Genomic DNA, 5,960 nt, shown 5'->3' on the forward strand with positions numbered 1-5,960 from the left:
TTCGACATGGAACTCAATGCGGATTTAGTCGTCCTCTCTGCTTGCGAGACGGGACGCGGAAAAATCACTGGCGATGGGGTCATCGGATTATCTCGTTCCTTGATGTCTGCCGGCACCGCCAGCGTGCTGGTATCCTTATGGAAAGTGCCCGATGATGCCACCTATTTGTTAATGCGAGAATTTTATCAAACTTGGGAAAGCAGTGGCGATAAAGCCCAGGCATTGCGTCAGGCGATGCTGACTACCATGCAGCAGTATCCCAGTCCCGAGAATTGGGCGGCGTTTACCTTGATGGGAGAGGCGCAGTGAGGGTGGTCATTGGTCATTTGTCCTTTGTGGTTTGTGAGTAGTTGTTGGTCATTTGTTGTTTGTTGTTTGTCAATGGTCATTGGTCAATGACCTGTTACCACATGACCAATGACCGACAGGGAGTTGTATGTTTCTACCTACAAATCTGCTTGCTGATAATAAAATCCAATGGTTCCCCCGAGAAAAATCAATGCGGTGAAGATGAAGGTGGTGGCGATGGTTTGGGAGTTACCTAAACTGACTTGAATGATTTGCCACTCGATGAAGAAAAACAGCCAAATAATTTGCACTTTCATCCAAGCGAACAACTCGCGGACGATTTGGGAGAGGTGTTGGGCCTGTTCTTCGGGAATGGGTAAGGAATTATCGAATAATTGCGAGAAGTAGGGGGAGAAGGTGAAGATGAGGTAAATCAATGTTCCCACTGTGGGAAGCAAGCAGAGGATGGGTTTGTTGCCCCAGTTCTGGGGTTGCCCGGTGAGGCCAAAATGAATGGGAATGGTTTCGGGAAGACGACCCCAAAACTGCCCGATCGCCACAAACGTGCAGATAATCCCCACCAGGGCCGCCAGTTCTAAGCTCAATACCAATGGCGATCGCGCGATCGCCATAAACTCTCGTTCGTTGTTTTGCTGTCTATTCATACCCTTTTTGATTCAATCGACGGCATAAATTTTGTTGATTCTAGCGAATTGAAAACCAAAGTGCTTCTCTCGAACGGAAGAAATGCTCCATTGTCTTTCTCCATCCTCGGATTTTAAAGCACGGCTTCCTCTAATTTTAACCGCTCCAAAACGGTAAACTTTAATACAACATGCCCCCCTTGCTTGGGGCGGTAGGCGCGCGGTCGTTTAAGTATAAAACGCGGTTGAGTTATGCTTACCTGTAAAATATAAACCCGGGTAGGGTGGCCAACTCGAAAGCCACCCTACAGGTAGCAGCGTAGCGCGATTTGAATCGCCCGCTCTTTTCCATCTCCACCAGACTTGGTATAAAAAGAAGTCAGGGCGAGGGGTCAAAAAACCCTGACCGGAGAAAAGAGATAGCGATCGCCCTTCCATCACAGCAGAAGCGATCGCCTAAAAAAAACCTAAAATCTGCAATTCCGTGTTTTTCGTCACCATTCCCAAATCCGCGATCGGATAGTGTTATACTTCGACGGGGTGCGACAGGGGAGAGGCGGCGAAGCGTCAGCGCGATCGCCAGCGATCCCCAATGGAGCACCCATACCTCTAGAATGCAGAATCAACGAACGGAAATTCATGTTAGACACCCTGGATCTCAAGCTATCCCTGGAAAAAGACGCCTACAAAGAGCAGATAGAACTCCTAATGAAGCAGATGCGCCAGCTTCAGAAAGCCTGTTGGGAAAAAAAATTACCCATGATTGTCGTGCTAGAAGGTTGGGCAGCCGCCGGGAAAGGTTCTCTAGTGAAAAAAATGGTCGGATATATGGATCCGCGCGGCTTCAAAGTCCATCCCATCTGGCCCCCCACGCCAGAAGAACGACAGTATCCCTTTTTGTGGCGATTTTGGCAAAAACTCCCTGCCCGGGGCGAAATCGGATTTTTTTATCACAGTTGGTACATCAACGTATTAGAAGATCGGCTCTTCGATCGCATTCCCGACGCCGACATTCCCACCACCATGAGGCAAATCAATGCCTTCGAGCGGCAAATGGTAGATGATGGGGTAGCGATCGCCAAATTCTGGATCCACCTAAGCCGCAAAGAACTGAAAAAACGGCTAAAAAAAGCCGCCGCCGATCCCCTAGACTCCTGGCGCGTGCGTCCCGAAGACTGGCACCAAGCCAAGAACTACCACGAGTATGCCGCGATCGCGGAAGACATGCTCATCCAAACCAGCACCGGTCCTGCTCCTTGGACTCTAGTCGAAGGCGATAACAAGCGCTGGGCGCGGGTGAAAGTCCTCTCCAAAATGGCCACCACCCTCACCGAAGCCCTCGATCTGCGGCACTGTCAAACCCCGCCCCCCGTATTACCCCCGCAAGCGCAGCTCCAACCCACCGAACCCGACTTTCTCTCCCAAGCCGATCTCAGCCTCAGTCTGTCCAAAGACGACTACAAAAAACAACTCCGCAAAGAACAAAGCAATCTGCGAAAACTGCAACAAAGCCTTCACCTGCAAAAAATTCCCGTCCTGGCAATCTTCGAGGGATGGGACGCCGCCGGCAAAGGTGGAGCCATCAAACGCTTAACCGACGTGCTCGATCCGCGCAGTTACGTGGTCAACGCCTTCGGTGCCCCCTCCACCGAAGAACTCTCCCATCACTATCTGTGGCGCTTCTGGCGCAGGTTGCCCGATCCCGGCACCATCGGCATTTTCGATCGCAGTTGGTACGGGCGCGTACTCGTAGAACGCATCGAAGGATTCGCCAGCGAACCGGAATGGCGCAGAGCCTATCGCGAAATCAACGAATTTGAAGAACAACTCACCAGCGCCGGCTACGTCTTGCTCAAATTCTGGCTGCACATCAGCCCCGAAGAACAATTAGAGCGCTTTAACGAACGCAAAGACAATCCCTTCAAGCAACACAAACTCACCGAAGAAGACTGGCGCAACCGCGAAAAATGGCCCCTTTATCACGTCGCAGTCAACCAAATGATTCAGCGCACCAGCACCCCCACCGCTCCCTGGACCGTAGTTCCCGGGAATGACAAATATTACGCCCGGGTGAAAATCATCCAAAGCGCCATCGAAGCCATCGAAACCGAACTCAAACGGCGAAAATAATCCCCACGCCGCTTCACCCCCCGCTGATGGTGGTAGCTCCCTCGGCGTGCATCGGCGCGGCGATCGCCCTGCTGCAAATCAGCGGTTCTCGTCGGTAATCATGCCTTCCCCTCCCCGTTTTGGCGGCATTCGAGTAGAAGAGGTACTGGTTCATCGCCTCTTCTACCGCAGTGGCGGTGTTTAAATCAGTCTGCTCCAACGTAGCACCGGCAAAGTTAGCCTCGCCGAGTTCCGCATCCCTCAAATTTGCTTTGCGTAAATTGCTGCGATCGAACTGTGCCTGACTCAGCAACGCCCCGCTAAAATCGGCTCCCGTCAGATTCGCTCCGGTAAAATTAACGCCACGAAGCTTGGCTCCGCTAAAATTTGTAAACCGCAAATTGGCATCGGCAAAATTAGCCCCACTGAGTTTCGCCTCGCTCAAGTTGACACCATCGAGATCCACCCCCGCCAGATCCACCCCATTCAAAAAGGCTCCCGTCAGCTTCACCCCCGCCAATTCGCTCCCCTTCAGAATCGCCCCGCTCAAGCGCGCCCCACTCAGATTCGCCCATTTCAAATTCGCCCCCGTGAGATTCGCCCCGCGCAGGTTAATCCCTTGCAAAGACGCGCCACAGAGATTCGCATGGCTGAGATCCGCACCGCGCAGGTTCACCGCCGTTAAATTCGCCCCACTCAGTTTTGCCCCGCACAGGGAAGCTTTCACCATGAAGGCACCTTGCAGGTTAGCTTTGGTTAAGTCTGCATCAATAAATTTTGCGTCATTGAGTTTGGCAAAATTGAGAGTGGCTCGCTGGAGCGCCGCGCGACTCAAGTTGGACTTGCTCAGGAACGATCGCGACAGGTCGATTCCTTCCAGGTAGGCATTGGAGAGGTTGACGCCGATTAGGGTAACGCCCACCAAGTTTGCCCCGCGCAAGTTTAAGCCAGAAAAGTCTCGTATTCCTTGTTCGTAAAGGTTAAGCCAATGATTTACTTTCATCTGCCCTATCTGTATTTGCAACCATGTTGGAGCAATTGGCCATTTTCGCGATGCACTTTGTCGTCAAAAGGTATTTCTAAAGTACACAAATCCCTCATCCACAGTAACGCTCCGCTGGCGCTTTTTGATAAAGATTTGTTAAGCCCAAACCCCTGACGAAATCAGCATGAGTGACTCGCCTAGAACCCGGTTCCGCCATCGATGCCAACCCGATCGCTTTTTCCTTCGTGGCAAAATCAAAGCAGGAACCACGCTTGCGATCGCCCCTCGGCTTTCCCGCGCTCTTGCTTTCCGTTTGCCCTATTTCGATCTTACTCGGCGTCGGCTTCAGAAAAATTTAAGAAACCCATACTTTTGTCAAGGAAGTTTGAGCAAATCCTCTCCCCCTCCTCGGTGTTGTGCATTTTCCCCGCCCCTTTCCCCGGGAGAAAACACCGATTCACCGCTTCCGAGAATCACCCCTTCAGGATATTAAGAAATGTTTCTAGTCATCACTCAAATTCTGCTTTGGGTCATTGTCGCCGCTCTGATTTGGTACGTGCTGCTTCAGCTCATTCCCCGAGAATATCTGACCTGGTTGGGCGGCGCAATTCTGTTCTGTATCATTGTTTTGGCCTTCTTTTTCCCCACGGAACAGGGGGTCTCTACCTTATGGCAAATTCTTTCCTTCCCCCTCAAACCTTTGGGGTTGTGCATCGTTTTGTTAATCTTGGCCACAAAAAAAGAACAGAAAAATCGCGATCCCCTCATCGCCTCAACCCTCGCCATTTTAGTGCTGTGTAGCATTCCCTGGTTATCCGAACAATACGAATATTGGCTGATTCGTTCCAATTTCCCGGAAACGGAGTTTTGTACCCCTCGCCCCGCCGCTACAAGACCGGCGAGGGGTAAAGTTGGGGCGATCGTTCTGTTGGCGAATGGCATTACTCAGCCATTTTTGCCCTATCAACCCCATCTGCTGAAAACTCAAATGAGCGATCGCCTCTTTAGCGCCGTGGAACAGTACAACCTACAGCGACAACTGGGAAATCGCCCCCCCGTCATTATCGCCGCCCGCCCCAAACCCTTCGCCTGGGCCGGAATTAGCGCCCCCTGGTATAACGTCAGCGTCCCCAAGGTCTCGGAAGCAGAAGAACTCAAAACCCTCCTGGTTAACCTCGGTATCCCCTCCACCGATATCCTGCTGTTAGATAACAAGGAAGTCTTCAATGTCCGCGCCACTGCGATCGCCCTGGACAATCTGCACGAAGACAAGACTCTTCCCTTCCCCAGCAATCGCATTATCTTGATTTCCTCCGCCTTGGATATGCCCCGCGCCCGACTGGCATTCGAAAAACTCGATATTCCGGTGACTCCCCGCGCCCCCACTTTGTTGGACGTTTTATGCGATCGCCAAAATCGCCTGGTTTTCCTCTCCGAACTCATCCCCAACGCCGCCAGTTTCTTACGCACCACCCGCGTCATTGAGGAATTTTACACCCTCATGTATTACTTCTTGCGCGGTTGGATCGACCCTTGCACCAACTGCGGTGCCCCTCCCCCTCCCCCCACTTCTTCTAATTTGCAAACCTTCCAACCCACCCCATCCCAACCCTGGGCCGACCCCGGCGAAGCATGAAGCTCTCGCAAAATATGGGGGACGCTACCCCCAATCCAGGCGCGTCCCCCACTCCCCCCCCAGGCAAAAATTCGCCGGCTTTTGCCAGAAAGGGGATGAGGTGATATGATGGTAAATGAAGCTGATTTTTTGAAACCCACCCAGCACGCTTAAGCAATTTATGCATTGCTTAAACGCCCTGCCTGCCGCCACGGTCTCATTATACCCGATGCTCATATCCCTTGTCAACCCCGAAAAAAAAATTCGCCGGCTTTTGCCAGAAAGGGGATGAGGTGATATGATGGTAAATGAAGCTAAT

At 51.9% G+C, this 5,960-nt stretch carries 5 protein-coding genes; 3 read left to right on the plus strand and 2 right to left on the minus strand.

Annotation, left to right across the window (positions count from 1 at the left end; translation table 11 throughout):
• Nucleotides 1-309, plus strand: a 309-nt coding sequence (locus tag AC0QH1_RS14190; protein WP_324631818.1) for a CHAT domain-containing protein, incomplete at its 5' end; no start/stop codon positions are given.
• A gap of 137 nt (nucleotides 310-446) precedes the next feature.
• Here AC0QH1_RS14190 and AC0QH1_RS14195 read toward each other — a convergent pair.
• Nucleotides 447-953: a DUF1648 domain-containing protein gene (locus AC0QH1_RS14195; protein WP_324631819.1), complete on the minus strand. Its 507-nt coding sequence runs from the start codon at nucleotides 951-953 to the stop codon at nucleotides 447-449.
• Nucleotides 954-1,571: 618 nt separating this feature from the next.
• On the opposite strand from AC0QH1_RS14195, the gene pap reads away from it, so the two are divergent.
• On the plus strand, nucleotides 1,572-3,062 hold the full coding sequence (pap, locus tag AC0QH1_RS14200; protein ID WP_324631823.1) for a polyphosphate:AMP phosphotransferase: 1,491 nt from the start codon (nucleotides 1,572-1,574) through the stop codon (nucleotides 3,060-3,062).
• A 13-nt stretch (nucleotides 3,063-3,075) separates the two neighbouring features.
• On the opposite strand, the gene AC0QH1_RS14205 is transcribed toward pap, so the two are convergent.
• The gene (locus tag AC0QH1_RS14205; RefSeq protein ID WP_324631820.1) at nucleotides 3,076-4,044 is read right to left on the minus strand and encodes a pentapeptide repeat-containing protein; all 969 of its coding nucleotides are present in this window, start codon (nucleotides 4,042-4,044) and stop codon (nucleotides 3,076-3,078) included.
• A 478-nt stretch (nucleotides 4,045-4,522) separates the two neighbouring features.
• Between AC0QH1_RS14205 and AC0QH1_RS14210 the strand changes: the two genes are divergently transcribed.
• Nucleotides 4,523-5,662 (plus strand): YdcF family protein, encoded by a 1,140-nt coding sequence (locus tag AC0QH1_RS14210; protein WP_324631822.1) that lies wholly within the window; start codon nucleotides 4,523-4,525, stop codon nucleotides 5,660-5,662.
• Nucleotides 5,663-5,960: the final 298 nt, after the last annotated feature.

It is taken from the genome of Phormidium sp. CCY1219, assembly GCF_055795085.1.

Coding starts and splice junctions, on each gene's coding strand:
- AC0QH1_RS14195 (WP_324631819.1), bottom strand. CDS start 953: ATGAATAGACAGCAAAACAACGAACGAGAGTTTATGGCGATCGCGCGA.
- pap (WP_324631823.1), top strand. CDS start 1,572: ATGTTAGACACCCTGGATCTCAAGCTATCCCTGGAAAAAGACGCCTAC.
- AC0QH1_RS14205 (WP_324631820.1), bottom strand. CDS start 4,044: ATGAAAGTAAATCATTGGCTTAACCTTTACGAACAAGGAATACGAGAC.
- AC0QH1_RS14210 (WP_324631822.1), top strand. CDS start 4,523: ATGTTTCTAGTCATCACTCAAATTCTGCTTTGGGTCATTGTCGCCGCT.